The organism is Gammaproteobacteria bacterium (assembly GCA_016195665.1).
Classification (GTDB): Bacteria; Pseudomonadota; Gammaproteobacteria; order SURF-13; family SURF-13; genus JACPZD01.
In genome coordinates, this window is record JACPZD010000001.1 from 190,369 (window position 1) to 215,050 (window position 24,682).

Consider the following 24,682-nt stretch of genomic DNA (forward strand, 5'->3'; position numbering starts at 1 on the left):
AACCCTTCTTGAGGGTATTCCTCTGCGTCCTCTGCGGTAAATTATTTATGGATTTGGAAAAGAAGGTAGTCCCGGAGGCTTGGCCACTTACGTGGCTACCCCGCGCCGCGCGTTTCGCCGCAGGCGACTCAACCCCTACGCCAACTTCCCATGACACTGTTTATATTTCTTCCCCGAACCGCATGGACACGGCTCATTGCGGCCGACCTTGGGGTGTTCACGCACAAACGGGGCCGCCGGATGCTCGGGCGGCGCCGTAGCCTCGCCCCCTTCCGGCTGTTCGCTGAGTGTCGCCGCAGGGGCATGCGTGAATTGCAGCGCGGCGGTACGGCGGCGCTGTTCCTCGACGGCCTGCACGTCTTCCTCGGCGCGCACTTGCACCTTACAGACGATGCGCGCGACTTCCTGTTTGAAGCGGCTTAACATCTGCCCGAACAACTCAAAGGCCTCGCGCTTGAATTCCTGTTTGGGATTTTTCTGGGCATAGCCGCGCAAATGGATACCCTGGCGCAGATAGTCCATCGCGGCGAGGTGATCCTTCCAAAAGGCATCCAGTACTTGCAGCATCACGGCCTTCTCGAAGTGGCGCACCACCGCGGGTCCGGCCACCGCCTCTTTGGCCTTATAGGATTTCTTCAGTTCGTCGTGGATGCGTTTGCGCAGGGTCTCTTCGTGCAGTGATTCGTCGTCGTGCAGCCACTGCCGGAGCGGGAGCCTGAGACCCAGATCGCGCTCCAGCGCTTCCTCCAACCCCTGCACATCCCACTGCTCCTCGATGCTCTGCGGCGCGATGTGGCTGTCTATGATCCCGTTCAAGACATCGTCGCGGTTGGCCGCGACGATGTCGGAGACATCGTCCTTCGCCATCAGATCGTTACGCAATTCGTAAATGACCTTGCGCTGGTCGTTGGCCACGTCGTCGTATTCGAGAAGCTGCTTGCGCATGTCGAAGTTGCGCCCTTCCACCTTGCGCTGCGCATTTTCGATGGCCTTGTTGACCCACGGGTGTTCGATGGCCTCGCCCTCGTTCATGCCGAGCTTCTGCATCAGCCCGGCGACGCGCTCCGAGGCGAAGATGCGCATCAGGTTGTCTTCCAGCGACAGGTAAAAACGGCTCGAGCCGGGATCGCCCTGGCGGCCGGAGCGGCCGCGCAACTGGTTGTCCACACGCCGCGATTCGTGCCGCTCGGTGCCGATGATGTGTAAGCCGCCGGCGGCGATCACTTCATCGTGACGCGCCTGCCACTCCGTGCGCAGCTCCGTCTTTTCCTTCTCACCGGTCTCCGGCGCAAGCGCGCCCAGCTCCGCCTGCAGGCTGCCGCCCAGCACGATGTCGGTGCCGCGGCCGGCCATGTTGGTAGCGATGGTCACCGTGCCGGGCCGACCCGCCTGCGCCACGATTTCGGCCTCTTTCTCGTGGAACTTGGCGTTCAGCACCTGGTGCCTGATCTTTTCCTTGTCGAGCAGATTGGACAAATATTCCGAGGTCTCGATGGAGACCGTGCCCACCAGCACCGGCTGTCGGCGCGCCAGGCAATCCTTGACGTCCTGGATGATGGCGTTGAATTTTTCTCTGGCGGTGAGATAAACGAGATCGCTGTAGTCCTTGCGGATCATGGGCCGGTGGGTGGGAATCACCACCACTTCCAGATTGTAGATCTGCTGGAACTCGTAGGCCTCGGTGTCGGCGGTGCCGGTCATGCCGGAGAGCTTCCGATACAAACGGAAGTAATTCTGGAAGGTGATCGAGGCGAGCGTCTGATTCTCGTTTTGGATCGCCACGCCCTCCTTGGCCTCGACGGCCTGGTGCAGGCCCTCCGACCAGCGCCGGCCCGGCATGGTGCGCCCGGTGAACTCGTCCACGATGATGATCTGATTATCCTTGACGATGTAATCCACATCGCGCTGGAACAGTGCATGGGCGCGCAGCGCCGCGTCGAGGTGATGCATCAGCCGGATGTTGGCGGGGTCGTAGAGGCTCTCGTGTTCGGTGAGGATGCCAGCCTCTACCAGCAATTGCTCCACGCGGCTGAGACCCTCTTCGGTCAGCAAGGCCTGCCGCGCCTTTTCGTCTACCGAGTAATCGCCGGGGCCGTCTTCGGCTTGCTGCTTGGTGAGACGCGGAATCAGGACGTTGATCTTGGTGTACAGCTCGGAGCTTTCGTCGGTGGGGCCCGAGATGATGAGCGGCGTGCGCGCCTCGTCTATCAGGATGGAGTCCACCTCATCCACGACGGCGAAGTTCAGTTTGCGCTGCATGCGCTGGACGGCCGTGAAGGCCATGTTGTCGCGCAGATAGTCGAAACCGAATTCGTTGTTGGTGCCGTAGGTAATGTCGGCCGCGTAGGCCGCGCGCTTCTCATCGGTCTCCATGCCAGGCACCACCACGCCGGTGGTCATGCCCAGAAATTCATAAATCTGCCCCATCCACTTGGCGTCGCGTTTGGCGAGATAGTCATTCACCGTGACTACGTGCACCCCCGCGCCTGACAGGGCGTTGAGATAGGCCGCCAGGGTGGCGACCAGGGTCTTGCCCTCGCCGGTGCGCATCTCGGAGATCTTGCCCTGGTGCAACACCATGCCGCCTATCAACTGCACGTCGAAATGGCGCATGTCGAGCACCCGCTTCCCGGCCTCGCGCACCGCGGCAAAGGCCTCGGGCAGCAGATCGTCCAGGGTTTTCCCCTGCGCCAGGCGGTCGCGGAATTCGGAGGTCTTGGACCGCAGCTCCTGATCGGTGAGTGCGGCGAACTGCGGCTCCAGCGCGTTGATCTGCGCCACCGTCTTGACCATACGCTTCAACAGTCGCTCGTTGCGGTTGCCGAAGATCTTGGTTAAAAGTTTGCTCGCCATAGCTCTGATTTAAGATTTAACGGAGGGAGATTAAGGGTAGTATGAGGACTTTGACAGGCTTTATAATCGGGGCATTATAGCACTTTGCCAAGGCCTGGACTGATGAGCGCGGCTAAATCACTGGAACAACTGCTGCATAGCGGCGAACTGGATAAATTACTCGCCCATGGCGCGCGGGTAGCCAAGGCGAATGAGGCGCTGTGCAACCGGCTCGAGGCCTCTTTGCGCGAGCACTGCCGGGTCGCCAATCTCAAGGGGGATACCGTCATCGTGATCGCCGATTCGCCGGTGTGGGCCGCCAAGCTGCGCTTTCAGACCGGCGCTATGCTGGAGATCTTGCGTGACCGGGGGTTCCCGGAGTTGCGTACACTGCGTATTAAGGTGAACCCGGTCAATGTGACCCGCGAGGCGGCTCCTCGTCACGGACCGCAACTGTCACAAAGCGCCGCCACAACCTTGCGGAGGGCGGCGGAAAGCACGGAGGATGTTGAATTGCGGGCCGTGTTGGAGCGTTTGGCTGGGAGAAACAAGGCCGAATAAATTCGGCCCTACGAACTGACGACCGGGTGCAGGTAGGAAATCGGCGCGCGGCTCTCGTCTTCGAAGGTCACCACTTCCCATGCTTTCGCGTCGGCGGTGAGCGCTCGCAACAGGCGATTGTTCAAGGCGTGGCCGGACTTGTGGCCGCTGAAGGCGCCGATCAGGCTGTGGCCCAATAGGTAAAGGTCGCCGATCGCGTCAAGCACCTTGTGCTTGACGAATTCGTCCTCGTAACGCAGGCCATCCTCGTTGAGGATGCGGTAATCGTCCATGACGACGGCGTTGTCCATACTGCCGCCGAGGGCCAGGCGCTTTTCGCGCAGCATCTCCAGGTCGCGCATAAAGCCGAAGGTGCGCGCGCGGCTCACCTCTTTGACAAACGAGGTGGTGGAGAAGTCCACGGTGGCCTCCTGGCTGTGGCCGCGGAACACCGGATGGTCGAAGTCTATGCTGAATGAGACCTTGAAACCCTCGAACGGCTCGAAGCGGGCCCACTTGTCGCCCTCTTCAACCTTGACGGAACGCTTGATACGGATAAAGCGCTTCGGCGCGTTTTGCTCTTCGATGCCCGCCGATTGGATCAGAAACACAAACGGTCCGGCGCTGCCGTCCATGATCGGCACCTCGGCGGCGCTGAGATCCACGTAGGCGTTATCAATACCGAGACCTGCCAAGGCGGAGAGCAGGTGCTCCACCGTGGAGATGCGCACCTCGCCCTTCATGAGGGTGGTGGACATCGAGGTATCGCCCACGTTTTCGGGGCGGGCTGGAATTTCGACCGGGGGGGACAAGTCCGTGCGGCGGAAGACGATGCCTGTATTGGGCGCCGCCGGACGCAAAGTCAGATAGACCTTTTCACCGGTGTGGATGCCGACGCCTGCCGCCCGGATAACGTTTTTGAGTGTGCGTTGTTTTATCATTAGCCGCCTTATGATAGTCGCCCACAGCGATGCAGGGCAATAACCGAGCAGCATGATAACACATAAATAAGCCTTTTGCCTAGCCAAGTAGTTGATATGACTGTAGATAGCTTCAACCGGGGCTCACCCCTATAGCTTGCCTTTGAGGACTAACCTTCTGCACCTACCCGAACAGCTTAGGTTTGACCAGGGATGTACAGCGGTGTATCTTTCCTGAAGTTGCGCTTGCGTAATCAACATAAGATATTGGTTTTTAAATTTAATTTGAAAGAATCGCTCGCTAACGTCGCAAAACAATACCCTATGTCGGACCCTCGCGTATTCTTTGCCTCTGAGCGCACACTTCTCGCGTGGATTCGGTCCGGGCTTACGATCATTGCTCTAGGCTTCATAGTTGCGCGGTTCGGCCTTCTTCTTACTCTCGCGCCGGCGGCGCATGTTCCGGCTGATGGGACCCAAGCGCATTGGGTATCTAGCGCGATCGGCATCGTCTTGGTAATTCTCGGCTCAATCTCGATCGCCACCGCCCTGCATAATCACAGAATCTATGTGCGGTCCCTGCCGCCTGGCGACATCCCTCGGTTGCCATTGCCGTGGCTCACCTCTTTTCTTGCTGCGGCCCTTGCCATCAGTGGGTTCCTATTAGCCGCTTACTTGGCTTTTGCATGACCTGTTGCCCAAATGATACTGGATAAGGCAAGGGAATGACCTTAATCAGATGAAGGAACCTATTAAATCGTTTAAAATGTAAGTTCAGTGCAGTGAACCGAACCTATACGAGGAATCCAGCAGTGCCGTACTCCGAACAACGCGTCACCTCCGTCCGTAAATGGTCGGATAAAACCTTCAGCCTGACCACGACCCGGCCGAGCGACTTCCAGTTTGAGAATGGGGAGTTCGTTACGATCGGCCTGCGGCCCGAGGGCAAGCTCATTTCACGCGCCTATTCGATTGTGTCAACCAACGACGCCGATTATCTGGAGTTCTTGAGCATTCACGTGCCGGAGGGTCCGCTGACCAGCCGCCTGGCGCAGGTGCGCGAAGGCGATACGGTCTGGGTCAACAGCAAGGCCACCGGCTCTCTCACGCTGAAGTACATACGGCCTGGACGCAACCTCTATCTGATGGCGAGCGGCACCGGGCTGGCCCCGTTCATGTGCCTGATCCGCGACCCGGCGGTTTACGAGGCCTTCGAGCGGGTCATTCTGGTCCACACGGTGCGCACCGTTCCCGAGTTGGCCTACAGGGCCGAAATTGAGGCGCTGACCAATGAGCGCCTGCTTTATGTCCCGACCGTGACACGGGAACCCTTTCCGACACCGCAGCGCGGCGCCGATCTGTTCCGCACCGGAGAACTGTTCACTAAACTCGGCCTGCCGCAGGCCGATCCGGAACATGACCGGGTGATGATTTGCGGTAATCCCGACATGAACAAGGAAATGAGCACCTACCTTGAGCATCACGGCTGGACTCTAACCACACACCGCGGCGTTGGCAATTTCACCACGGAAAAGGCCTTTGTGGTTCGCAGCGAGTAAATACACGGTTTTTTTACTCAGGATGGACCTCAATCCGCCTGACGCCGCAAAAAGGCCGGTACGTCGAGATAGTCGAGATTGGCATCCTGACCTACTGCATGGCGCTCGCCCGCGGCCTGGTTACGGATGACGGTGGGACGGTCTAACTGGCCGTAGTCCACCATGCCGCTGGTGTTGCGCTGCACTAACTTGATCGGGCGCTCGTCGAATTTCTCGCCGGCGCCGAGGCCGGTGGCGACCACGGTGACACGCAGTTCATCGTTCATCTCCGGGTCGAGCACGGTGCCGACCACGATGGTGGCGTTTTCCGAGGCGAGGTCTTTGACGGTGTTGCCCACCTCGTCGAATTCGCCGATGGACATGTCCATGCCGGCGGTGATGTTGACGAGGATGCCGCGCGCCCCGGCGAGGCTGATGTTCTCAAGGAGCGGGCTGGCGATGGCGGCCTCGGCGGCCTTGCGCGCCCGGTCTTCACCGCGCGCCGCGCCGGAACCCATCATGGCCATGCCCATCTCGGACATCACGGTGCGCACGTCGGCGAAGTCCACGTTGATGAGCCCGGGCCGCGTGATGAGTTCGGCGATGCCCTGCACCGCGCCCAAAAGGACATTGTTGGCGGCCTTGAAGGCCTCGATCATGCTGATGTTTTTGCCGAGCACGGAGAGCAGCTTTTCGTTGGGGATGGTGATGAGCGAGTCCACGTATTGACTCAGCTCCTTGATGCCGTTCTCGGCCGTCTGCAAGCGCCGGTTACCCTCGAAGGGGAACGGTTTGGTGACCACCGCGACCACCAGGATGCCCAACTCGCGGGCGATCTGCGCGACGACCGGCGCGCCGCCGGTGCCGGTGCCGCCGCCCATGCCGGCTGTGATGAAGATCATGTCGGCGCCCTCGATCACTTCGATGATGCGTTCACGATCCTCCATCGCCGCCTGACGGCCGACCTCGGGATTGGCCCCGGCGCCCAGGCCCTTGGTGATGGTGGCGCCCAACTGCAAGGCGGTGCGCGCCGAGGAGTTGCGCAATGCCTGCGCATCGGTGTTGGCGCAGATGAAATCCACGCCCTCGATGTTCGCCGTAACCATGTGCTGTACGGCGTTGCCGCCACCGCCGCCGACGCCGATAACCTTGATGACGGCATTGGGTGTGTAGGTGTCTACTAGTTCAAACATGGCATTTCTCCTATGTGATTCGTCGTTAAATAATCTGCTGTCGGGATCTAGGGGGTGAGGGCTGAAGTGTTTTTCCCTGACCCCTAATCACTAAATCCTGTCTCTAAAAATTCCCCTGAAACCAACTCCGCATCCGCGCCCACATTCCTTTCATTCCCAGCCCGCTCTTGGTCTCGCTCTTGCCGCTGTGTTTCTGCTGCTGACCGAATAACAGCAAACCGACGCCGGTGGCGTGGATGGGGTTGCGCACCACGTCCACCAGGCCGACGACATATTGGGGAATACCGAGACGCACCGGCATATGAAAGATTTCTTCGGCCAGCTCCACCGCGCCCTCGATCTTGGAACTGCCGCCGGTGAGCACGACGCCCGCGGCCATAAGATCTTCGAAGCCGCTGCGCCGCAATTCGGCCTGGATCAGGGTGAACAGTTCTTCCAAGCGGGGCTCGACGACCTCAGCCAGGGTCTGGCGCGCGAGCCTGCGCGAGGGACGATCCCCGACGCCCGGCACTTCGATGGTCTCGTCGGCGAGCGCGAGTTGCGTCAGTGCGCAGGCGTATTTGATCTTGATCTCTTCGGCGAACTGGGTGGGCGTGCGCAGCGCGACGGCGATGTCATTGGTGACCTGGTCGCCGGCGATGGGGATGACGGCGGTGTGGCGGATGGCGCCCTCGCAGAATACGGCGATGTCGGTGGTGCCGCCGCCGATATCCACCAGGCATACGCCCAGCTCTTTTTCGTCGTCGGTAAGCACGGCGTAGCTGGATGCGAGCTGTTCGAGGATGACCTCGTCCACCTCCAGGCCGCAGCGGCGCACGCACTTGATGATGTTCTGCGCCGCGCTCACCGCGCCGGTGACGATGTGCACCTTGGCCTCCAGGCGCACGCCCGACATGCCGATCGGCTCGCGGATGCCTTCCTGGTTGTCTATGATGAATTCCTGCGGCAGCACGTGCAGGATCTTCTGATCGGCCGGGATGGCCACTGCGCGCGCCGCCTCCACCACGCGCTCCACGTCGGTCGCGCTGACTTCCCTGTCGCTGATCGCCACGATGCCGTGCGAATTGAGGCTGCGTATGTGGCTGCCGGCGATGCCCGCATAGACCGAATGGATGCGGCAGCCGGCCATCAGCTCCGCCTCTTCCACTGCGCGCTGGATGGACTGCACGGTGGATTCGATGTTGACCACCACCCCCTTCTTGAGGCCGCGCGACGGGTGCGAGCCGATGCCGATGATCTCGATCTGGTTGCCGGGTGTGATTTCGCCGACGATGGCGACTACCTTGGAGGTGCCGATATCCAGGCCGACAATCAGGTCTTTTTCAGTCTTCTTCGACATCCCTCTTTCTCCGTTACGTTGGCCGAATGAATTCGGTCTTACCCTTTCATTTGGTCGAATAAATTCGACCCTACTTAATTCGTCACTACCTTTCGTTGCAGTGCAAAGCCGTTGCTGTAACGCATGTCCACCCGCGCGATCCCCGGCGGCTCGGCGGCCTGCAGCGCCGGGTAAATATTGATGAAGCGTTGCAGGCGCTCCTCGGCCTGCTCGCGGCCGAGCACGAGCTCCATGCCGCCGTCCATAGAAAGACGCCATGCGCGTCGCTCATCCAGCTCCATGCGCGTGATGCGCAGCTTCAAGGGGGCGAGGATCTCATTCATGGCGCGGTACCGGCTGAGCACGGCGTCCTCCGTCCCCGCCGGCCCGCGCAGTTCCGGTAAACCGGGCGGGAAGCTGGAGGGGTCGGGTGTAAAGACATCGCCATTGGAATTAATTAGGCTCTGCTCGCCCCAGCGCGCGACGGCGGTCTGTTCGGTGACGGTGAGGCGCAGCGTATCCGGCCACACGCGCCGCACACCGACGCTGTGCACCCACGGAAGGCTCAGGGCGGCGCGCCGGATAGCGTCCACATCCACACTAAGGAAGCCGCCCGTCGCCGCGTCCGCGACGGCCTGCTGCAGGGCCTGGGCGGTTACATGGGTAAAGCGACCCTCGACCTTGACTGCTCTAATCGGTAGCGTCGCGGGATCGCGCAGTGTGACGATCCCCCATGTCGCCCCGGCGAGCAGCGCCGCGGCCAACAGCCCCGTAAGTACCCGTCGTAGCACCGGGCTGGACTCAGCCTGTGCCGGGATGCGCTGCGTGAGTAACGGAGAGTGCTCCGCCTCCCGTGACGTATTGGTACGTACTAATGTCGCGGGAGGCAGGACGCCGGGAGCGACCGCCGCCTCTGAAGGACGATCCGGACGCCTGTTCGGCCATGGGTAATCCGGCGCGAGATGTTCGATCCCGTCGGCGGCGGTCGCTCCTGGACGTCCTTTCCCCGCGACACTTGGGCGTCCCTGCCCATCGTCGGCCTTATGAGGTACACCCCTGAACTCACGCACCGAACGCTGGATGGGTTCTTCGACGTCGCTCAGGACAGGTTCCACGTCGTTATTCGCAGAGCCTGCATCCAAACGAATGGGGGCATGTTCAATGTGACGGTGATCTCTGACGGCATTACGAGACATAACGGTTCTTCCTCTGACGTATAGGGACATACTAATGTCGCGGGCGCAGGACGCGCAGGAGCGACCTGCTCGATGTGCTGAGCGTAGCTTCCAAAATGCGCCATGCCAGCGCCTCGAAACTGATCCCCGCGGCGCGCGCCGCCATCGGCACCAGGCTGTGGTCGGTCATGCCGGGCACGGTGTTGGCCTCTATCAGCCACGGCTTGCCGGCCGCGTCGCATAAAAAATCCACCCGCCCCCAGCCGCTGCACCCCAACACCTCGAACGCGCGCAGGGCGAGTTGCCGGAATGCCTGTTCCTGTTCAGCCGGTAAGCCGCAGGGACAAAAGTAACGAGTAGTGTCGGCATGGTATTTGGCGTCGTAATCGTAAATAGCGTGCGGCGTCTCCAGGCGGATCAGCGGCAGCGCCTCGGCGCCGAGCAGGCTCGCCGTGTACTCGGGGCCTTCTATGCAACGCTCGGCGATCACGGTGTGGTCGTAACGGGCGGCGGCGCTCCGGGCGTCCGCCAATTGGGCGACTGCGGTGACCTTGGTGATGCCGATGCTGGAGCCCTCATTCGCCGGTTTCACGATAAGCGGCAGGCCCAGGGTCTTGACGGCGGCGTTGAGATCGCTGCGCGCATCGAGCACGACGAACCCCGGCGTCGGCAATCCCGCGCCGAGCCAGGCATATTTACAGCGCAGCTTGTCCATGGCCAACGCCGAGCCCAGCACGCCACTCCCGGTGTAGGGAATTCCCAGCATCTCCAGGGCGCCTTGCAGCGTGCCGTCTTCACCGCCACGCCCATGCAAAGCGATAAACGCCCGATCAAAATGTCCGTTTTGCAAAACATGCAGCACATCCTCACCGGCATCTATGGCGTGCGCATCCATACCCTGCGTGCGTAGTGCTTCATGCACGCGGGCGCCGCTCTTGAGCGAAACCTCACGCTCGGCGGACAATCCGCCCATGAGCACCGCGACCTTGCCGAAATCGCGTGCATGTATCGCGTTGCTCATGCGCTACCCACGGGCGGCCGAAGGCCGCTCTGTCTTCCTTCTCCCACTTGCGGGAGAAGGTGGCCCGTAGGGCCGGATGAGGGAGAGACCGCCTGGTTCACGGGCCCACTCCGCGACCAGGAGATTCGGGCGGTCTCTCCCCCACGATGCGCACCTCTGGGATAAGGCGCACGCCTCGCTGTTGCTCAACGGTGCCGGCAATCTTTGCGATCAGCGCCTCAATGTCCGCTGCGCTGGCGTTGCCGGTGTTGATGATGAAGTTGGCGTGTTTCTCGGAGACGCACGCCCCACCGATGCAAAAACCCTTGAGCCCGCAGGCCTCAATCAGGCGCGCCGCATGATCACCGGGCGGATTGCGGAACACCGATCCGGCGCTGGGTTGATGGGTGGGCTGGGTGAGGTTGCGCTTCTCCAGCAATTCCTTGATGCGCGCTTCCGCCGTTTCGCGCTCGCCGGTTTGCAACTGCAACTCGGCGGCGACGAACCACTCTTCTGCGTGAGGCGTGAGGCGTGAGGCGCCTTCGGCAAGTGAGGCGTGAGGCGTGAGGCGTGAGGTGTTACCCCTCACTCCTAACTCCTCACCCGTCACTGTCCTTAAGACCACATGCCGGTAGCCGATCTCGAAATCCTGGGGGGTGCGCTTTCGGATCGCACCCTGCCGGTCCATGGTCTCGACCGCCTTTACGATCTGCCAAGTCTCGCCGCCGAAGGCGCCCGCGTTCATGGCGAGCGCCCCGCCCATCGTGCCGGGAACGCCGGCCAAAAATTCCGCGCCGCTTAAAGCCAGACGCGCGCTGTAGCGCGCGACCTTGGCGCAGGTGACACCCGCCTCGGCGCGCACCGTGTGCGGGCCGGTCTGTTCCAGGCGATTGAGCAGGCCGCTCACCGCGATCACCGCGCCGCGCAGGCCGCCGTCGCGCACCAATAGATTGCTGCCCAGCCCCAGCCACGACACCAGCTCGGTCTCCGGCAGTTGCCTTAAAAACACGGCGAGATCGTCCATATCGGCAGGCTGAAAAAAGTGTTGCGCAGGACCGCCCACACGCCAACTGGTGTGGCGTGCCATGGGCTCGTTCTCGCGTAAGGTCCCGCGCAACACAAGCGTCGCCGTCTTCATTTCCGGATGTTCACGCAATGCATTCATGAGTTGTTGGTTTTTCTTCCCCCGCGTTTGCCGAAGGGAGTGATCGCCGCCAGTTGTTGCGGCAGCGCGGCCGCCACCGCGCCGATGTCGCCTGCGCCCAGGGTGAGCACTATGTCCCCGGCATGCAGCAGGCCGGGGATAACTTCTGGCAGGTCGGCCGCGCGTTCCACCAGCACCGGTTCGTTCTTGCCGCGCGCGCGGATGGCGCGGGCCAGGGCGCGGCCGTCGGCCCCTGCGATGGGCGTCTCGCCGGCGGGATAGACCTCGCACAGCACCAGCACATCCACCTCGGAGAGGATGCGGGCGAAGTCATCGAGCAGGTCGCGGGTGCGGGTGTAGCGGTGCGGCTGGAAGGCCACCACCAGGCGGCGTTCCGGCCAGCCGGCGCGGATCGCCTGCAGGGTCGCGGCGATCTCGCGCGGGTGATGGCCATAGTCGTCAATCAGCATGACCTCGCCCGCCGCCGTGGCGATCTCGCCGTACACCTGAAAGCGCCGGCCGATGCCCTGAAAGTTAGCGAGACCTTTTTGAATCGCGGCGTCGGACACGCCGAGTTCCTGCGCGACGCTGATGGCGGCCAGGGCGTTCAATACATTGTGCTCACCCGGCATGTTCAGCGTGACGTGCAGATCATTCGCCGAAAGACGTCTCACCGAGAAGTGTGTGCAGGCGCGGTCTTGCCGAATCTCGCTCGCGCGCACGTCGGCATCGTCACTGAAGCCGTAGGTCAACACCGGCCGCGACACCTGCGGCAATATCTCGCGGACCACCGGGTCGTCCAGGCACAGCACCGCGAGGCCGTAAAAGGGCAGGTGATGGAGAAATTCAACAAAGGTCTGGCGCAGTTTGTTGAAATCACCGCCATAGGTCTCCATGTGATCGGCGTCTATATTGGTGACCACCGCGACCATCGGCTGGAGGTACAGGAACGAGGCGTCGCTCTCGTCGGCCTCGGCCACCAGATACTGCCCCGCGCCCAAGCGCGCGTGTGTCCCCGCGCTGTTCAAGCGTCCGCCGATCACGAAGGTGGGGTCGAGCCCGCCCTCGGCGAGCAGGCTGGCAATGAGGCTCGTGGTGGTCGTCTTGCCGTGGGTGCCGGCGACCGCGATGCCGTAACGGAAGCGCATCAGCTCGGCCAGCATCTCGGCGCGCGGAATCACCGGGATACGACGGCTGCGCGCGGCACTCACCTCCGGATTGTCATCGCCGACGGCCGTGGAGACGACCACCACGTCCGCGTCGGCGACGTGACGCGCGTCATGACCGATGGCGACGCGCGCGCCCTTTGCTGCGAGACGGCGGGTCACGGCGTTTTCATGGATGTCGGAGCCGGACACGGTGTAATCCAAATTGATCAGCACCTCGGCGATGCCGCCCATGCCCGCGCCGCCGATGCCGACGAAGTGTATGTGTTGGGTGTGACCCATGCGCAAACGCCGCTCAGGCATGATGTGCCTCCAGACACAGTTCCGCGACCCGCGCCGCGGCCTCGGGCCGGGCCAGACGTCGTGCGGCCTGAGCCATTTCCAGCAGGCGTTGCCGCGCGTTACACAAGGTCTTGAGCAACTCGGCGAGTGAGGCGGGCGTGAGTTTATCCTGCGGGAGCAGACACGCCGCGCCGTGCTGTTCCAGATAACGCGCATTGGCGGTTTGATGATCGTCGGCGGCGAACGGATACGGCACTAATATAGATGCGAGCCCCGCGCAGGTGAGTTCGGCAATGGTCAGGGCGCCCGCCCGGCACACGACGAGATCCGCCCACGCGTAGGCCTCGGCCATGTCTTCGATGAAAGGGACGATGCGTGCCGTGATACCCGCTGCGGCATAGCGGCTTTGCGCATCCTCAATGTGCCCGGCACCCGCTTGATGCCAGATCTCGATGGCGCAGTGTTCGCGCAACTGTTGCAAGGCCAAGGGGAGTGTTTCATTCAGCACCCGCGCACCCAAGCTGCCGCCCAGCACCAGCAGCCGCAGCGCACCGCTACGTCCGCCAAGGCGCTGCTCGGGGTTAAGCACCTGCGTGATGGCGGCGCGCACCGGATTGCCGGTATGAACAGGGTGGTATTTTTTCGCCAGGCTGCCGGGGAAGGCCTCCAGCACCTTGTCGGCCAGCGGGGCCAGCCAGCGGTTGGTGAGGCCCGCGACGGCGTTTTGTTCGTGGATGACGAGCGCCTTGTCCAGCAGCCAGGCGCTGAACCCGCCCGGCCCGGCGACGAAGCCGCCCATACCCAACACCACGCTGGGCTTGAGTTTTATCAACACGAAGAGATTTTGCAAAAAGGCGATGCCCAGTTTATAAGGAGCCAGCAACCAGCTCCACCAGCCCTTTCCGCGCAGCCCGCTGATGGAGATAAAGGCGAGCGGAATGCCGGTGGGCGGAATCACCTTGGCCTCCAGCCCCGCGTGCGTACCAAGCCACAATACTTCGTGACCTTGTTTTTTTAATTCTTCCGCCACGGCCAGGGCGGGGAAGACGTGTCCGCCGGTGCCGCCCGCCATGATGAGTACGCGCATAGTCATAATGCGCGCGCCTCCTGCCGGAAAGTTTCCGATGGGCAAGGACGCCCAAGTGTCGCGGGGACAGGACGTCCAGGAGCGACCGGCGCCCGTCTCGCGCGCAGCCGCGGCGGTTCGCGCAGTTCATAGTCTATGCGCCACAACAATGCCAGCGCTATGCAGCTCACTACCAGACTGCTGCCGCCGTAACTCAACAGCGGCAGGGTGAGCCCCTTGGTGGGGAGCAGCCCCATGTTGACGCCGATGTTGATGAACGACTGCAGCGCAATCCACAAGCCCAAGCCATAGGCGAGATAGGCGGCGAAGCGATGCCCGGTGAGTTCGGCACGGCGCCCCAACGCAAAGGCGCGCCACACCAGCAGAGTAAACAGCAGTATCACGGCCATCGCCCCCGCCAGTCCCAGTTCCTCGGCCAGCACCGCGAACAGAAAATCGGTGTGCGCCTCGGGGAGATAAAACAATTTCTGGATGCTGGCGCCGAGACCGACACCCCACCATTCGCCGCGCCCGAAGGCGATCAGGGCCTGAGTGAGTTGAAAGCCGCTGTTGAACGGGTCGGCCCAGGGATTCAAAAAGGCGGTCAGGCGTTCCATACGATAGGGCGCGGCGAACGCCAGCACGCCGAGCGCGGCGCCGGCCATGGCGACAAGCACCCCAAACAGCCACAACCGCACACCGCCAAGAAACATGAGGCCGAGTGCGGTTGCGGTAATCACCACGGCGGCGCCGAAGTCGGGCTCCATCAACAGCACCACGGCGATAAACGCGATCAGCCCCATCGGGGCGAGGAAGCCGGTAATGGTGGTGCGCACCAGATTGCCGTGCCGCACCAAATAACCGGCGAGATACACCACCACGATGAGCTTGACCAGCTCCGAAGGCTGGAATTTGACCGGCCCGAGCGCGAGCCAACGGTGGCTGCCGTTTACTTCTTTCCCGATGCCCGGGATGAGCACCAGGAACAGCAATACAAGTCCCGCCAGCAACAACACCGGTCCCAGCCTTTCCCAATACACCAGGCGAATGGAGGAAACGCCGAGAGCGATCATCAATCCCACGCCGAGATAGGCGGCCTGACGCAACAGATAATAAAAGGGCTGGCCCAACTGCCGGTCGGCCGCCGTGATGGTGGTGGACATCACCATCACCAGCCCCAACCCCAGCAATAGGACGGCCACACTGAGTAGCGTGTAGTCGGGCCTGGGGAGCTGGTCGTTGGAAATGGCCGCGCGGGCACGCATACTAATCACGTCTCCCGGATTTCAGATAACCCGCTACTTCGTCCATGAATATTTGCCCGCGTCCGGCGTAGCCGCTGTACATATCAAAACTGGCGCAGGCCGGTGACAGCAGTACGGCGTCACCCGGCTGGGCGAGGCGCGCGGCCTGCCTCACCGCGTCTTTCATGCCGGTGGCGCGACTGATGAACGCGCAGTCCTTGAGCGCAGATTCGATGAGAGATGCATCGCGGCCGATCAGCACCACGGCGCGGGCGTGCGCATACACCGGCGCGCGCAGTACGGTAAAGTCTGCGTCCTTGCCCTCGCCGCCGGCGATCAGCACGATGCGGCCATCGCCGAGTGTTGCGGCCAAACCTTGCAGGGCCGCGGTGGTCGCACCCACATTAGTGCCCTTGGAGTCGTTCACCCAACGCACGCCGTTTTGTTCCGCTACCCACTGACTGCGATGCGGCAGACCGGGAAATTCGCGCAGCGTATCGAGCATCGCGGCGAGCGGTATATCCATAGCGTGGCCCAGGGCGAGGGCGGCCAGGGCGTTAGCAATATTGTAGCTGCCCTGGATACGCACCTCGCGCACTGCGATGAGATGACGCGCGCCGTGACTGAGCCAGGCTTCGCCACCACGCTCAGTGAGTCCGAAGTCCTCTCCGTGCGGCGCACCCAGCGTAAAACCCAGTTGCCGCCGTCCCGGCTCAACCATCGCGCTCACCTGCGGGTCGTCGCGGTTGATGACCATCACACCGTGTCCGCGGTAGACGCGCTGCTTGGCGCGCGCGTATTCCGAAAGATCGCCGTAGCGATCCATGTGGTCGGGGCTGATGTTGAGCACCACGCCGGCCGCGGCATCGAGACTGCGGGTGGTTTCGAGCTGGAAGCTGGAGAGCTCCAGCACATAGAGATCGGGCTCTATGTCGTTGAGCAAATCCAGCGCGGGCGTACCGAGGTTGCCGCCCACCCGCACATCGAGACCGGCGCGCGCCGCCATCGCGCCGACCAGCGTGGTGACGGTGCTCTTGCCGTTGGCGCCGGTGATGGCGATGACCGGCGCGCGCGCGTAGCGCGCGAACAGCTCGATGTCACCGATCACCGGCGTGCCGCGCGCCACGGCGGCGGCGACCGCCGGTTCGCGCAGCCACACGCCGGGGCTGATCAGGATCTGTTCGGCGCGCTGCAGGGCCTCGCTGTTGAAACCGCCCAGTGAGACCGGCACCTCGGGCAATTCCTGCTGCAACTCGTGCAGACCCGGCGGTTGCAAACGGCTGTCGGTGACCAGCACCGGCACCCCGCGCCGCGCCAGGAAGCGTGCGCTGGAGAGCCCGGTCTTGCCGAGGCCCACAATCACTGTGCGGCCTTCACCCGGAGTGGCGCGACTCCCTGCCTCCAGCGGGAGAGTGCTTGCAGGCGTAGTTTTGTGCGCCATTCCTATCATCTCAGCTTCAATGTCGCCAAACCCGTCAACACCAACACCACGGTGATGATCCAAAAGCGCACGATCACGCGCGGCTCGGGCCAGCCCTTGAGTTCGAAGTGATGATGCAGCGGCGCCATGCGGAAGATGCGTTTACCGGTGAGCTTGAACGAGGCGACTTGCAGAATGACCGACAAGGTCTCAATCACAAACACCCCGCCCATGATGAACAGCACCAGTTCCTGGCGCACGATGACGGCGAGCAGACCCAGCGCCGCGCCCAGGCCAAGCGCCCCGATGTCGCCCATGAAGACCTGCGCGGGATAGGTGTTGAACCACAGAAAGCCCAATCCAGCCCCGACCATCGCACCGCAAAACACCACCAGTTCGCCCGCACCAGGGATGTAAGGAATGCCGAGATACTTGGAGAAGATTACATGGCCGCTCGAATAGGCGAAGATCCCGAGCGCCGCCGCTACCATCACCGTGGGGAGGATGGCGAGCCCGTCCAGGCCGTCGGTGAGATTTACCGCGTTGCTCGTCCCCACAATCACGAAATAGCTGAACAGCACAAAACCCACCGCCCCCAGCGGCAGCGCGACGTGCTTGAAGAACGGCACGATCAGTTCGGTCTCTGCGGGTAGTTGCGCGGTGGCATAAAGAAAGATCGCCGCGGCGAGACCCGCAACCGACTGCCAAAGATACTTGGAGCGCGCGGACAAACCCTTGGAGCGCTTGTGCACCAGCTTGAGATAGTCATCCACGCCGCCGATCAGACCGAACACCACCGTGATGACCAGCACCAGCCAGACGTGACGGTTATCGAGATTGGCCCACAATAACGTGCTGATGACGATGGAGATCAGAATCAGCGCGCCGCCCATGGTCGGGGTACCGCTCTTGCTGAGATGACTCTGCGGGCCGTCGTCGCGTACCTGCTGCCCGATCTGGTGCAGACTCAAACGCCGGATCACGGCCGGTCCCAGCAAGAGCGAGATCGCCAGCGCGGTGAGTGTGCCGAGGATGGCGCGCAGCGTGATGTAACTGAAGACATTGAAGAATGAGTGGCTCTTCGCCAGATATTGAAAGAGGTAGACGAGCATCAGGCAGTGGCTCCCGCGAAGCGGCCGAGAGCGGCAACGACTTCTTCCATGTGCGCACTGCGCGAACCCTTGACCAATATCGTCACTCCGCCGTTCTCGCGCTCAAGCCTCCCGGTCAATGCGGCAATCAATGCGGCGTGGTTCGCAAAATGTTCGGACCCGGCCCCGAATGTTCGCGCCGCGTGACGGCTCAACTCGCCGGTCGCGTACAGCGCCTCCACGCCCGCGGCGCGCGCCCACTCTCCGGCCTGTTCATGCAGCGCGGCGGCGTCTTCGCCGAGTTCGCCCATATCGCCCAGCACCAGCCACTTGCGTGTAGCGCACGCAGCCAGCACGTCCAGCGCCGCCTGCAAAGACGCCGGGTTGGCGTTATAGGTGTCGTCTATCAGTTCCGCGCCTTTGATCCCCGTCGTCCGTTCGAGACGCCCGTGCACCGGCCGCATCGCCTCCAGTCCCTTTTTGATGTCGGACAACGCGGCCCCTGCCGCCAAGGCCGCGGCAGCGGCGGCCAGCGCGTTCATCACGTTGTGCCGGCCGGGCAGCGACAGCCTCACTTCCGTCGCACCTTCAGGCATCGAGAGTTGCAGCGCACTGCCGCTGCTCTCCTGTCGCCACTCGGCGCGGACATCGGCCGACGCCTGCAAACCGAAGGTAATCATCCGATGTGCGTCCGCCAACTCGCGCCACAGCGGCGCATAAACATCATCGCTGTTGATGACCGCAATACCGTCCATGCTCAAACCTTGATAGATCTCGCCCTTGGCGCGCGCTACGCCCTCGATGCTGCCGAAACCCTCCAGGTGCGCGGGCCCCGCGTTGGTGATGAGCGCCACGGTAGGGCGGGCGATGCGGGTGAGATAGCTGATCTCGCCGGGGTGATTGGCGCCCATCTCAATCACCGCGTGGCGGTGTGTGCGCTCCAGGCGCAGCAGGGTCAGCGGCATGCCGATGTCGTTGTTGAGATTGCCTTGCGTCACCAGCAGCGGACCGCGCTGGCCCAGTATCGCCGCGATCATTTCCTTGACCGTGGTCTTGCCGTTGCTGCCCGTGACCGCCACCAGCGGCATCGTGTGACGCGCCCGCCAAGCGGCCGCCAACTGGCCCAAACCGGTGCGGGTATCCTGCACGCGCAAGCTCGGCAGCGCCGTCTCGACGGCGCGATCCACCAGCGCCGCCGCCGCGCCGCGCTGCATGGCCTGATCTAAAAAGGCGTGGCCGTCGAAGTGCGGGCCGTGCAGCGCGACGAATAAATTATCCCGCTCCAAGGCGCGGCTGTCGGTGCTCACCCCGGCGAACCCCGCATCCCGGCCCACGTGTTTGGCTTCCAATACCCTTGCGGCCTCGGAGAGATGCATGCGGATCATCTCTCCCTCGCGGGTCGCTCTTGGGCGTCCTGCCCCCGCGACACTTGGGCGTCCCTGCCCATCGCGAGTAGTTTGGCCGCCTGCTCGCGGTCGCTGAACGGTATCTTCTCGGCGCCGATCAGTTGATAATCTTCATGACCCTTTCCTGCGACCAGGATGATGTCGGCGGGTCCGGCGTGACGGATGGCGAAGGCCAGTGCTTCGGCCCGGTCGCGGCGCACATACACCGCATAGGGATTAACCATGCCCGCCAGGATCTCGGCCACGATGCCGACCGGATCTTCATGACGCGGATTGTCATCGGTAACCACCACAAAATCGGCATAGCGTTCCGCGATCGCGCCCATCAAGGGGCGTTTGCCGCGGTCACGCCCGCCGCCGCAGCCGAACACGCACCACACGCGCCTGCCCGTGCTATGCTCGCGCACCGCCGCGAGGGCCTGTTGCAACGCGTCAGGGCTGTGGGCATAGTCCACTATCACCGTTGGCTGACCGGGCCGGCCCGCGATGAGCTCCATCCGCCCCGGCACCGGGCTTACACGGGAGAGGCGTTGCAGCGCGTCAGCGAGCGGCACACCCATCGTCAACAAGACCGACAGCGCCGCGAGCAGGTTGCTCGCATTGAAGCGGCCCCGCAGCGCACTCTCGAGGCGGCCGGCGCCCCACGGACTTTCGACATCCAGCGACAGTCCCTGACTGTGCAGGCGGAGATTCAGCCCGCGCACCTGCGCGATACCCGCAACGTCATACGCCGATAGACCAAACGCCAACGGCTCGACTCCCTTGGGAAGAGTGCTTAGCAACTCGCGGCCGAAGTCATCGTCACAGTTGATCACGGCGTGACGCAGACCCGGCATCTGAAACAGCCGGCGCTTCGCCGCGCCATAGGCCGTCATATCGGGGTGATAGTCCAGATGGTCGCGGCTCAAATTAGTGAACACGGCGATATCGAATTCCACACCGTTCACCCGCCCCTGCTCGAGCCCGTGCGAGGAGACCTCCATCACCACATTCGGCGCGCCGCGTTCGTGCAATTGCGCAAGCAGGGCCTGCAACGTAACCGCATCAGGAGTGGTATGGCTACCACTCTCCAAGCGACCATACAGCCCGCTCCCCAAGGTGCCGATGAGGCCGCACAGGCCTTCGGCCGGTGAGGGGTGAGGGGTGAGGGGTGAGGGGCCTTCGGCCGGTGAGGGGTGAGGGGTTCACGCCTCACTGTCACTCCTGACTCCTCACGCCTCACTGTCACTCCTGACTCCTCACGCCTCACAGTATCTGAAAGCGCCTGCGCCAGAAAATGCGTGACCGAGGTCTTGCCGTTGGTGCCGGTGACGCCGATGACGGTGAGGTTATGACTGGGGTGGCCGTAAAAGCGCGCGGCGATGTGCCCGATTTTTTGACCGAGGGCGACGATGTCATACACCGGCACTGCGTGGTGCGCGGTTGGAGTCGCTGCATTCGATTCCACCGCCACCGCCACTGCGCCTGCGCGCGCGGCATCCTCGATAAATTCCGCGCCGTGCCGGGCGCCGCCCTGCTGGGCGAGGAACAGATCACCCGGCCGGGTGCGGCGGCTGTCGAGCGACAAGCCGAGTATCTCGCGCTCGTCGGTGGGGCTCACTGGGGCATAGCCTTCGAGCAGCGTGCTCAGCCGGAGGCCTGTGCCGTACTCGGTGCGTGAGGCGGCCATCATTCGTGCTTACCCATATCCGGGCCTTCGGCTGGTGAGGGGTGAGGAGTGAGGGGTGAGGAGCTGTTACGCCTCACGCCTAACTCCTCACGCCTCACCGTATTTGATTGAGCGATCTGTAAAGAAGGGAGATCGTCCGGGCTGACATCGAGCAGCCGCAGGGCGCCGGTCATGACCTTGGCGAACACCGGCGCCGCCACCAGGCCGCCGTAATACTCATCGCCCTGGGGTTCGTTGATGATCACCGCCATGACCAGCCGCGGCCGCGTGGCCGGGGCCATGCCCGCGAACAGCGACAGGTAACGATTGGCGTCGTAGCCTTCCGCTCCGATCTTGTGCACCGTGCCGGTCTTGCCTGCCACCCGGTAGCCGGGGATGCGCGCCTGGGTGCCGGTGCCGCCGTCGGCGACTACCCGCTCCATCATCGCGCGCACCGCGGTTGCGGTCCCGGGTTGCATCACCCGCTTGCCGGGCAGAGGGTTGTCCACACGCAGCAGCGATACCGGCCGCAGCTCGCCGTCGTTGGCCAATGCGGTATAGGCCTGCGCCAGTTGCAAGGCGGTCACCGACAGGCCGTAGCCGAACGAAAGCGTGGCGCGCTCGATCTCCCCCCATTTCCGCGGCGAGCTGAGCCGGCCGCTCGCCTCGCCGGGGAAACCGCTGCCGCTGAGCGTCCCCAGACCCACACTCGAGAACATCCGCCACAGCCGCTCCGGGGGGATCGTGAGAGCGATCTTGCTCGCACCGACGTTGCTGGACTTTTGGATCACGGTGCTGACATCAATCCGGCCGTAGTCGTGCATGTCGCGGATCAGTTTGTGGCCGACCCTGAAGGCGCCTGGCGCGGTGTCTATCGGGGTATCGGGCCGGTACTGCCCTGTCTCCAGCGCCGCGGCGATGGTGAACGGCTTGATGGTCGAGCCGGGCTCGAACACATCGGTCAGCGCACGGTTGCGTAGCCGCGCGCCCTGCGTCTCGCCGGGACTGTTGGGGTTGTAGGCGGGCACGTTGACCATGGCGAGCACCTCGCCGGTCTGCACATCGAGAATCACCGCCGAACCCGATAGCGCGTGATGCTCCAGCACGGCGGATTTGAGTTCCCGGTAAGCGAGATACTGGATGCGCCGGTCCAGACTCAGTTGTATGTCGCGGCCGGGCTGGGGCGCGCTCAGTTGTTCAACGTCCTGCACGATGCGCCCGAGGCGATCCCGCATGACGCGCTTGCTGCCGGGCGTACCGCGCAGCCAGGCGTCATAGGCGAGTTCCAGGCCCTCCTGGCCGTTATCCTCGACGCCGGTAAAGCCCACCACGTGAGCCGTCACTTCGCCGGACGGATAATAGCGCCGGTACTCGCGCTGCAAGGCCACACCCGGCAGCTTCAAGGCCATGACCTGCCCGGCGAGGCCGGGCGTGACGCGGCGTTTGAGATAGACAAACTCGCGTTCCATGCGGGCATCCAGAAATTGCGCCAACTCTTTTACAGAGAAATCCAGCAGCTTGGCGAGCCGCGGCCACTCGGCGCGCGCACCGGCCAACTCCTGCGGGTTGACCCACACCGAATCCACCGGGGTGCTGATGGCGAGCGGTTCGCCGTTGCGGTCGCTGATCACCCCGCGGTGTACCGGCAGGCTGACCACACGCAGGTGCCGCGCCTCGCCCTGCACCTGTAGAAATGCCTTATTGAAGACTTGTATATCCACGACGCGCCACATCAACAGCAGCGCAGCGCCGCCGAGCAGGCAAAGCACCCAAACGCGGCGGCCGGTGTAGACGTGTGTGGGCTTGGGGCGGCTCATGGCTCGCGGCTTCCGTGTGGAATAGCCCCTTCGGACGGGCTTGAGACAGGCCTGATGATGACGACCGCCTTGGGGTCAGGCGGCCGCATCCCCAGCCGGCCACGGGCCTCGGCATCCACCCGCGCATGCGTCGCCTGCGTGCTCTGCTCGAGTTGCAACTGGCCCCACTCCACATTCATCGCGTCGCGTTCGGCCTGCAAGGCCTGTAATTCGATAAACAATTTACGATTCTCATGTTTGGCATACACCACGCCGAGCGCCGAGGCCAGCGTCGCCAGCACCACCAGCGCCAAGCCTGTGTGAGCGGCGCGCAGCTTCACGGCAGCCTCTCGGCGATACGCAGCACGGCGCTGCGCGCGCGCGGATTGGCCTGCACTTCGGCCGACGAGGCGTGGATCGCCTTGCCGATGACGCGCAGCTTCGGGTGGAAGCGCGCCTGAGTAACGGGAAGGCCGGGAGGAAATTCACCTCCGCGCGCCTCTTTACGCATGAAGCGTTTGACGATCCTGTCCTCCAGCGAGTGAAAGCTGATCACCGCGAGCCGCCCGCCGGGGGCTAACGCCTCCACACACTGCGGTAGACAGGCCTCCAGGTCGTCGAGTTCCTGATTGATAAAGATGCGAATCGCCTGGAAGCTGCGGGTAGCGGGATCTTTGTCCTTCTCCCACGCGGGATGGGCGGCGTGCACGATCTCGGCAAGCTGCTTCGTGGTGCGGATCGGACTTGCCGCGCGCGCCTGGACAATAGCGCGGGCGATACGTTTTGCATAACGCTCTTCGCCGTAGCCGCGCAACACCTGTACGATCTCTCGTTCCGGGGCCACGCCCAGCCAGTCGGCGGCGCTCCGTCCCGACTCCGGATCCATGCGCATGTCGAGCGGGCCGTCGTGACTGAAACTAAAACCGCGCTCAGGGTCATCCAGTTGCGGCGACGACACGCCCAAATCCAGCAGCACGCCGCTCACCTTCCTCAACCAACCTCGCCTTTCCACCTGCTGTTTGAGCATAGCGAAGCTACCCCGCTCAATCATGAATCGTTTATCCGATAAAAACTGCTCCTGTGCCGCCGCAATCGCCTGCGGGTCCTTATCCAGAGCCAGCAGACACCCCTCACTTCCCAGCTTCGCCAAGATAGCCAGCGCGTGGCCGCCGCGCCCGAAGGTGCCGTCCACATACAGGCCGCCGGGCTGGATGGCGAGTCCGGCCACCACCTCTTCAACCAGTACCGGACGGTGTTGCGTTGTCATCGCTGTAAGCGTGAGAAGTAAGGAGTGAGGCGTAAGGCGTAAAGCAGATTTCTCCTCACCCCTCACCCCTCACGCCTCACGCCTCACTTTTCACCCTTACCCCTCACCCCTTACTCCTCACGCTTCGCTAGTCCCTGCATCTACAGCGACAACTTCTTCATCGCCTCGGACAACCCTTGGTACTCGCCGACATCCTCCGCAAGCCAACCATCGCGGCGCGCGTTCCACGTCTCTTCGTCCCAGACCTCGAATTTCTTGCCCTGGCCGATCAACACGACCTGCTTGTCAATGCGGGCAAATTCACGCAAGGGTGGCGGCGGCAGCAGGCGGCCCTGGCCGTCCAGATCGCATTCGGTGGCGTGACCGATGAGCAGGCGTTGGATGCGGCGCGAGGCCTTATCGAGACCGGGCAGGGCGTCCAATACACGCTCGATCTCTTCCCATACCGGCAGGGGATAGAGCCACAGGCAGCGTTCCTCCGGATCTATGGTGAGGATCAACTGACCGTTACACTGGGTTTGCAGACGCTCGCGATAACGGGTCGGCATGGTCATCCGTCCCTTCGCGTCCAGATTGAGTGTGTTGACCCCTCGAAACACAGCGCATTCCCCAGCCCGTTATCCCACTGATTCCCAC

The 24,682-nt window shown here is 63.0% G+C and carries 22 protein-coding genes; 3 read left to right on the forward strand and 19 right to left on the reverse strand.

What is annotated here, in order from left to right:
• Nucleotides 1–135: 135 nt before the first annotated feature.
• Entirely contained in the window at nt 136–2,853 is a 2,718-nt protein-coding gene (gene secA / locus HY028_00975; protein MBI3343446.1) for a preprotein translocase subunit SecA, read from the reverse strand.
• Between the two features lie 102 nt (nt 2,854–2,955).
• Here secA and HY028_00980 point away from each other — a divergent pair, with 102 nt between their 5' ends.
• Nucleotides 2,956–3,393, forward strand: a complete 438-nt coding sequence (locus HY028_00980) for a DUF721 domain-containing protein (GenBank protein ID MBI3343447.1) — start codon at nt 2,956–2,958, stop codon at nt 3,391–3,393.
• An 8-nt stretch (nt 3,394–3,401) separates the two neighbouring features.
• On the opposite strand, the gene HY028_00985 is transcribed toward HY028_00980, so the two are convergent.
• Nucleotides 3,402–4,313 (reverse strand): UDP-3-O-acyl-N-acetylglucosamine deacetylase, encoded by a 912-nt coding sequence (locus HY028_00985; GenBank protein ID MBI3343448.1) that lies wholly within the window; start codon nt 4,311–4,313, stop codon nt 3,402–3,404.
• 303 nt (nt 4,314–4,616) lie between these two features.
• On the opposite strand from HY028_00985, the gene HY028_00990 reads away from it, so the two are divergent.
• Nucleotides 4,617–4,982, forward strand: coding sequence for a DUF202 domain-containing protein (locus HY028_00990; protein ID MBI3343449.1), 366 nt, complete (start codon nt 4,617–4,619; stop codon nt 4,980–4,982).
• A 122-nt stretch (nt 4,983–5,104) separates the two neighbouring features.
• Nucleotides 5,105–5,851, forward strand: a complete 747-nt coding sequence (locus HY028_00995) for a ferredoxin--NADP reductase (GenBank protein ID MBI3343450.1) — start codon at nt 5,105–5,107, stop codon at nt 5,849–5,851.
• A gap of 29 nt (nt 5,852–5,880) precedes the next feature.
• Here HY028_00995 and ftsZ read toward each other — a convergent pair whose 3' ends face one another.
• The 17 genes from ftsZ to mraZ all read right to left on the reverse strand — a co-directional run bounded on the left by ftsZ (nt 5,881) and on the right by mraZ (nt 24,645).
• On the reverse strand, nt 5,881–7,023 hold the full coding sequence (ftsZ, locus tag HY028_01000; GenBank protein ID MBI3343451.1) for a cell division protein FtsZ: 1,143 nt from the start codon (nt 7,021–7,023) through the stop codon (nt 5,881–5,883).
• 103 nt (nt 7,024–7,126) lie between these two features.
• Entirely contained in the window at nt 7,127–8,362 is a 1,236-nt protein-coding gene (gene ftsA / locus HY028_01005; GenBank protein ID MBI3343452.1) for a cell division protein FtsA, read from the reverse strand.
• Nucleotides 8,363–8,436: 74 nt separating this feature from the next.
• Nucleotides 8,437–9,537 (reverse strand): cell division protein FtsQ/DivIB, encoded by a 1,101-nt coding sequence (locus tag HY028_01010; protein MBI3343453.1) that lies wholly within the window; start codon nt 9,535–9,537, stop codon nt 8,437–8,439.
• Nucleotides 9,538–9,568: 31 nt separating this feature from the next.
• Nucleotides 9,569–10,537 (reverse strand): D-alanine--D-alanine ligase, encoded by a 969-nt coding sequence (locus HY028_01015; GenBank protein MBI3343454.1) that lies wholly within the window; start codon nt 10,535–10,537, stop codon nt 9,569–9,571.
• 97 nt (nt 10,538–10,634) lie between these two features.
• On the reverse strand, nt 10,635–11,654 hold the full coding sequence (murB, locus tag HY028_01020) for a UDP-N-acetylmuramate dehydrogenase (protein ID MBI3343455.1): 1,020 nt from the start codon (nt 11,652–11,654) through the stop codon (nt 10,635–10,637).
• 23 nt (nt 11,655–11,677) lie between these two features.
• Nucleotides 11,678–13,129, reverse strand: a complete 1,452-nt coding sequence (gene murC, locus HY028_01025; GenBank protein MBI3343456.1) for a UDP-N-acetylmuramate--L-alanine ligase — start codon at nt 13,127–13,129, stop codon at nt 11,678–11,680.
• Complete coding sequence (murG, locus tag HY028_01030; GenBank protein ID MBI3343457.1) at nt 13,122–14,201, reverse strand: undecaprenyldiphospho-muramoylpentapeptide beta-N-acetylglucosaminyltransferase; 1,080 nt, start codon at nt 14,199–14,201, stop codon at nt 13,122–13,124. The genes murC and murG overlap by 8 nt, the downstream gene beginning before the upstream one ends.
• Entirely contained in the window at nt 14,198–15,439 is a 1,242-nt protein-coding gene (ftsW, locus tag HY028_01035) for a putative lipid II flippase FtsW (GenBank protein MBI3343458.1), read from the reverse strand. Before ftsW ends, murG begins: the two co-directional genes overlap by 4 nt.
• Nucleotide 15,440: 1 nt before the next feature.
• On the reverse strand, nt 15,441–16,859 hold the full coding sequence (locus tag HY028_01040) for a UDP-N-acetylmuramoyl-L-alanine--D-glutamate ligase (protein MBI3343459.1): 1,419 nt from the start codon (nt 16,857–16,859) through the stop codon (nt 15,441–15,443).
• 5 nt (nt 16,860–16,864) lie between these two features.
• Nucleotides 16,865–17,950 (reverse strand): phospho-N-acetylmuramoyl-pentapeptide-transferase, encoded by a 1,086-nt coding sequence (locus tag HY028_01045; protein MBI3343460.1) that lies wholly within the window; start codon nt 17,948–17,950, stop codon nt 16,865–16,867.
• The gene (locus HY028_01050) at nt 17,950–19,305 is read right to left on the reverse strand and encodes a UDP-N-acetylmuramoyl-tripeptide--D-alanyl-D-alanine ligase (GenBank protein MBI3343461.1); all 1,356 of its coding nucleotides are present in this window, start codon (nt 19,303–19,305) and stop codon (nt 17,950–17,952) included. Before HY028_01050 ends, HY028_01045 begins: the two co-directional genes overlap by 1 nt.
• 5 nt (nt 19,306–19,310) lie before the next feature.
• Complete coding sequence (locus HY028_01055) at nt 19,311–20,432, reverse strand: UDP-N-acetylmuramoyl-L-alanyl-D-glutamate--2,6-diaminopimelate ligase (protein ID MBI3343462.1); 1,122 nt, start codon at nt 20,430–20,432, stop codon at nt 19,311–19,313.
• Nucleotides 20,318–21,007 carry a hypothetical protein gene (locus tag HY028_01060; GenBank protein MBI3343463.1) on the reverse strand — a complete coding sequence of 230 codons (690 nt, stop codon included), beginning with the start codon at nt 21,005–21,007 and terminating at the stop codon, nt 20,318–20,320. Before HY028_01060 ends, HY028_01055 begins: the two co-directional genes overlap by 115 nt.
• On the reverse strand, nt 21,004–22,800 hold the full coding sequence (locus tag HY028_01065) for a penicillin-binding protein 2 (GenBank protein MBI3343464.1): 1,797 nt from the start codon (nt 22,798–22,800) through the stop codon (nt 21,004–21,006). The genes HY028_01060 and HY028_01065 overlap by 4 nt, the downstream gene beginning before the upstream one ends.
• Nucleotides 22,797–23,114: a cell division protein FtsL gene (gene ftsL / locus HY028_01070; protein MBI3343465.1), complete on the reverse strand. Its 318-nt coding sequence runs from the start codon at nt 23,112–23,114 to the stop codon at nt 22,797–22,799. Before ftsL ends, HY028_01065 begins: the two co-directional genes overlap by 4 nt.
• Nucleotides 23,115–23,116: 2 nt before the next feature.
• Complete coding sequence (gene rsmH / locus HY028_01075) at nt 23,117–24,046, reverse strand: 16S rRNA (cytosine(1402)-N(4))-methyltransferase RsmH (protein ID MBI3343466.1); 930 nt, start codon at nt 24,044–24,046, stop codon at nt 23,117–23,119.
• Nucleotides 24,047–24,186: 140 nt separating this feature from the next.
• On the reverse strand, nt 24,187–24,645 hold the full coding sequence (gene mraZ, locus HY028_01080) for a division/cell wall cluster transcriptional repressor MraZ (GenBank protein ID MBI3343467.1): 459 nt from the start codon (nt 24,643–24,645) through the stop codon (nt 24,187–24,189).
• Between the last annotated feature and the right edge of the window lie 37 nt (nt 24,646–24,682).

What these genes read in the sequence shown, in the direction of transcription:
- HY028_01045 (MBI3343460.1), bottom strand. Translation starts at nt 17,950, where the DNA reads ATGCTCGTCTACCTCTTTCAATATCTGGCGAAGAGCCACTCATTCTTC.
- murC (MBI3343456.1), bottom strand. Translation starts at nt 13,129, where the DNA reads ATGCCTGAGCGGCGTTTGCGCATGGGTCACACCCAACACATACACTTC.
- ftsW (MBI3343458.1), bottom strand. Translation starts at nt 15,439, where the DNA reads ATGCGTGCCCGCGCGGCCATTTCCAACGACCAGCTCCCCAGGCCCGAC.
- ftsA (MBI3343452.1), bottom strand. Translation starts at nt 8,362, where the DNA reads ATGTCGAAGAAGACTGAAAAAGACCTGATTGTCGGCCTGGATATCGGC.
- secA (MBI3343446.1), bottom strand. Translation starts at nt 2,853, where the DNA reads ATGGCGAGCAAACTTTTAACCAAGATCTTCGGCAACCGCAACGAGCGA.
- rsmH (MBI3343466.1), bottom strand. Translation starts at nt 24,046, where the DNA reads ATGACAACGCAACACCGTCCGGTACTGGTTGAAGAGGTGGTGGCCGGA.
- HY028_01065 (MBI3343464.1), bottom strand. Translation starts at nt 22,800, where the DNA reads ATGAGCCGCCCCAAGCCCACACACGTCTACACCGGCCGCCGCGTTTGG.
- murG (MBI3343457.1), bottom strand. Translation starts at nt 14,201, where the DNA reads ATGACTATGCGCGTACTCATCATGGCGGGCGGCACCGGCGGACACGTC.
- HY028_00980 (MBI3343447.1), top strand. Translation starts at nt 2,956, where the DNA reads ATGAGCGCGGCTAAATCACTGGAACAACTGCTGCATAGCGGCGAACTG.
- HY028_01050 (MBI3343461.1), bottom strand. Translation starts at nt 19,305, where the DNA reads ATGCATCTCTCCGAGGCCGCAAGGGTATTGGAAGCCAAACACGTGGGC.
- HY028_01040 (MBI3343459.1), bottom strand. Translation starts at nt 16,859, where the DNA reads ATGGCGCACAAAACTACGCCTGCAAGCACTCTCCCGCTGGAGGCAGGG.
- HY028_00990 (MBI3343449.1), top strand. Translation starts at nt 4,617, where the DNA reads ATGTCGGACCCTCGCGTATTCTTTGCCTCTGAGCGCACACTTCTCGCG.
- HY028_01010 (MBI3343453.1), bottom strand. Translation starts at nt 9,537, where the DNA reads ATGTCTCGTAATGCCGTCAGAGATCACCGTCACATTGAACATGCCCCC.
- ftsZ (MBI3343451.1), bottom strand. Translation starts at nt 7,023, where the DNA reads ATGTTTGAACTAGTAGACACCTACACACCCAATGCCGTCATCAAGGTT.
- HY028_01015 (MBI3343454.1), bottom strand. Translation starts at nt 10,537, where the DNA reads ATGAGCAACGCGATACATGCACGCGATTTCGGCAAGGTCGCGGTGCTC.
- HY028_00985 (MBI3343448.1), bottom strand. Translation starts at nt 4,313, where the DNA reads ATGATAAAACAACGCACACTCAAAAACGTTATCCGGGCGGCAGGCGTC.
- murB (MBI3343455.1), bottom strand. Translation starts at nt 11,654, where the DNA reads ATGAAGACGGCGACGCTTGTGTTGCGCGGGACCTTACGCGAGAACGAG.
- HY028_01060 (MBI3343463.1), bottom strand. Translation starts at nt 21,007, where the DNA reads ATGATGGCCGCCTCACGCACCGAGTACGGCACAGGCCTCCGGCTGAGC.